This window comes from Roseospira navarrensis (assembly GCF_009601025.1).
Lineage (GTDB): Bacteria > Pseudomonadota > Alphaproteobacteria > Rhodospirillales > Rhodospirillaceae > Rhodospira > Rhodospira navarrensis.
Genome location: NZ_WIVE01000134.1, coordinates 1 through 2405, shown reverse-complemented (window position 1 = coordinate 2405; position 2405 = coordinate 1). Strand labels below are relative to the sequence as shown.

At 63.8% G+C, this 2405-nt stretch carries 4 protein-coding genes and 1 pseudogene; 2 read left to right on the top strand and 3 right to left on the bottom strand.

All coding sequences use genetic code 11. The annotated features are described in order from the left end of the window. The first annotated feature begins 178 nt into the window (after nt 1-178). Entirely contained in the window at nt 179-400 is a 222-nt protein-coding gene (locus GHC57_RS18860; protein WP_153347167.1) for a hypothetical protein, read from the top strand. A gap of 198 nt (nt 401-598) precedes the next feature. Here the strand turns inward: GHC57_RS18860 and GHC57_RS18855 are convergent, their stop codons facing one another. Then, on the bottom strand, nt 599-1012 hold the full coding sequence (locus GHC57_RS18855; protein ID WP_211369256.1) for a hypothetical protein: 414 nt from the start codon (nt 1010-1012) through the stop codon (nt 599-601). A gap of 320 nt (nt 1013-1332) precedes the next feature. Between GHC57_RS18855 and GHC57_RS18850 the strand changes: the two genes are divergently transcribed. Continuing rightward, on the top strand, nt 1333-1818 hold the full coding sequence (locus GHC57_RS18850; protein ID WP_153347165.1) for a methyltransferase family protein: 486 nt from the start codon (nt 1333-1335) through the stop codon (nt 1816-1818). Between the two features lie 20 nt (nt 1819-1838). Here the strand turns inward: GHC57_RS18850 and GHC57_RS18845 are convergent, their stop codons facing one another. Together GHC57_RS18845 and GHC57_RS18840 are read right to left on the bottom strand one after the other, a co-directional pair. Further along, nucleotides 1839-2177 carry a helix-turn-helix domain-containing protein gene (locus GHC57_RS18845; RefSeq protein WP_153347169.1) on the bottom strand — a complete coding sequence of 113 codons (339 nt, stop codon included), beginning with the start codon at nt 2175-2177 and terminating at the stop codon, nt 1839-1841. 75 nt (nt 2178-2252) lie between these two features. After that, a pseudogene (locus GHC57_RS18840) lies at nt 2253-2405 on the bottom strand (IS1595 family transposase); the annotation flags it as partial.

The following is a 2405-nucleotide window of genomic DNA, read 5'->3' as shown; positions in this document are numbered from 1 at the left end:
GCTGGAATTCGAGCAGGGATCGAGGAAACTTGCTCATGGTCGGGCTCCGGAAATGGCGTGCGTTCACGTTATGTTCTACGCCGTTTCAGGCCACCTGTCACCACATGATGTGGTCCCGGACTCAAAGGGATAAGCCCTGCCCATTATATCATTTATGGTAAGAATTTTTCTGAGTTTCTTGGACGCGATCATTCTGGGCGTTTATGGCTTGGCCTCCGTTATTATATGCTTTATGTTGTTTTACATCAGCCATGACTATTACAACGCCCTCGGACTCTCAAACCTCAACGTTCTTGCTTTGGGCACATCTGCGGGGGCATTGCTCGCCCTGGCGGGCCTCTACGTGGCTGGTTTCGTGCTCGTCCGGCGGCTCATCGCCCGGCATGCCGCCAGAAAATGATCCGGGACCAGTCGTCCCCGTGTGCCGAAACGAGCGCGCAGCCCCGTCTGGACCGAATGTCCTGGCGCAATCGATGACCAACCAGGAACCGGGCGGGCGGACAACGCCCACCCGGCATCGTTTCGTCGCCCTGTTACACCGCTTCGCCTCGGGCCGGGCCATTGTCCAGCAACCGGCCCTTGGCGAAGACGGCCTCGGTCAACGCGGGTCGTCCGCGTCCATGATGGTGTTCACCGACTCGGCCGGCTCCTCTTCCGCCGCGATCTCCGGCGGATCCGAGACCGGGAAGCCGCAGTCCTTGCGGATCGCGGCCTGATCCAGCGCCTCCCGCTCGCCCTTCAGACGAGCGTATTCGTTCGCCTCGGGGCCGTCGCCGTCGATAAAGAACAGCGCCGGCCAGAACAGCAGCACTCCCACGCCCATCGCCACCGCATCGCCGGTGGCATTGTCGTCCACCTGCCCCGCCAACTGCATCGCGCGGGTGGTCACCCGAGCCTGTTCCTCGCGGATCTGATCGCAGGTGAACCCGGCATACTGGATGGGAGAAACGTAGGCGGCCCCGATATCCTTGCTCGAACTGGCGCAACCGGCGATCAATAAGGCGGCAGACATGGTGGAGACCAAAGCGGCACAACGCGACATGGAGAACCCTTTCTGTGGTAACGGCGGGGACAGGATCGGGGACGGCGACCATCGCCGTGCCGCGACCCTCCCTGCCATTCTCCTACCAGGGCGTGCCAGATTCGGTCAAATGCTCGTTTTGCTCATTATAATCCTTACAGGGAAACCGGATTTACGCTCTCAGCGCGTACAGCCGTCCCGCCGGCCACGCATCTCGCGCGATTTATCCCGCCCGACGGAACGGTTCATCCTTTTCGTAAGGCGGCCGGCGCGACCGCGTCGGCGCCGATCAACACCAGAAGGACTCACGCATGACCGCCAAGCCCGAGACATCGCCGCCGCGCCCGCGCTGGGTCGCCTTCGTCCCGCCGCCGCTCGCGTTCATGGTGACCCTGGCCGGAATGATCGCGCTCGACCGGCTGGCGCCGGGGCCGCTGCTGTGGACCTGGCCGGTCACCCTGGCGGGGGCCGCCGTGATGCTGGTCGGCCTGGGGATCGCCGTGGCGGCGCAGATCGCGTTCAGCCGCGCGGGGGTCTCGCCCGCGCTGTTCCGGGGCGGCCGGCAGGTGGTGGACACGGGCCCGTTCCGCGTCAGCCGCAATCCGATGTATCTGAGCCTTGTGGTCACCACGGTCGGCATCGCGGGGTGGATGGGCCACCTGACGCCCTGGCTGGGACCCGTGGCGCTGGTCCTGTGGCTCGACCGAGTGTTCATCCCCCGCGAGGAGGCCGTGCTCGCCGCCCACTTCGGCGATGCCTGGACGGCCTACACCGCCCGCGTCCGGCGGTGGATCTGAGGGGAGAGCGACCCGAGAGGCTATTCGGCAGCAAAGGTGACCGTCATGTGCCCCGGGCCAGCGCCATCGGACCGGGGCGGACGGATCACCACCTCCACGTCGTTGCCGAGCGCCCGCAAGGCCTCCAGCATCCGCGTCTCAGTGATCCCCCGAAAGCGCCCATTGCGCAACGCCGAGAGACGCGGTTGCGGAATGCCGGTCATGGTCGCGGCCGCGCGCTGGGTCAGGTTCAGGTCCCGGATGCGGGTTTCGATGGCCACGGCGATCCGGGCCTTGCGCAGCATCGCCTCCGCATCCGGCTCCCCGACATCCGCATAGATGTTTCCGCTGCTTTCAAGACTCACTGCATCATCGTTCATGGCACCAGCACCTGTATCATCAGACACCAAGATAACCTCAAGAGATCACATCATTTCATCATAAAAATTTAAGGCTTATCCCTTTGCTTCCGGCGCGATCAACATATCGTAGGTGATGGGCCCTTTGGTGGTGACGATGCCCAGTAGGGACCGAAAGGCTGCGTGCCGGGTGCGGCGGCGGTTGAAGCGGAAGACGAACTCATCGAGGTAGGCTTGCAGATGCTTGCG

Bases quoted from the DNA above. Each gene is read 5' to 3' on its own strand.
- GHC57_RS18855 (WP_211369256.1), bottom strand. From the start codon at position 1,012: ATGTCTGCCGCCTTATTGATCGCCGGTTGCGCCAGTTCGAGCAAGGAT.
- GHC57_RS18850 (WP_153347165.1), top strand. From the start codon at position 1,333: ATGACCGCCAAGCCCGAGACATCGCCGCCGCGCCCGCGCTGGGTCGCC.
- GHC57_RS18845 (WP_153347169.1), bottom strand. From the start codon at position 2,177: ATGAACGATGATGCAGTGAGTCTTGAAAGCAGCGGAAACATCTATGCG.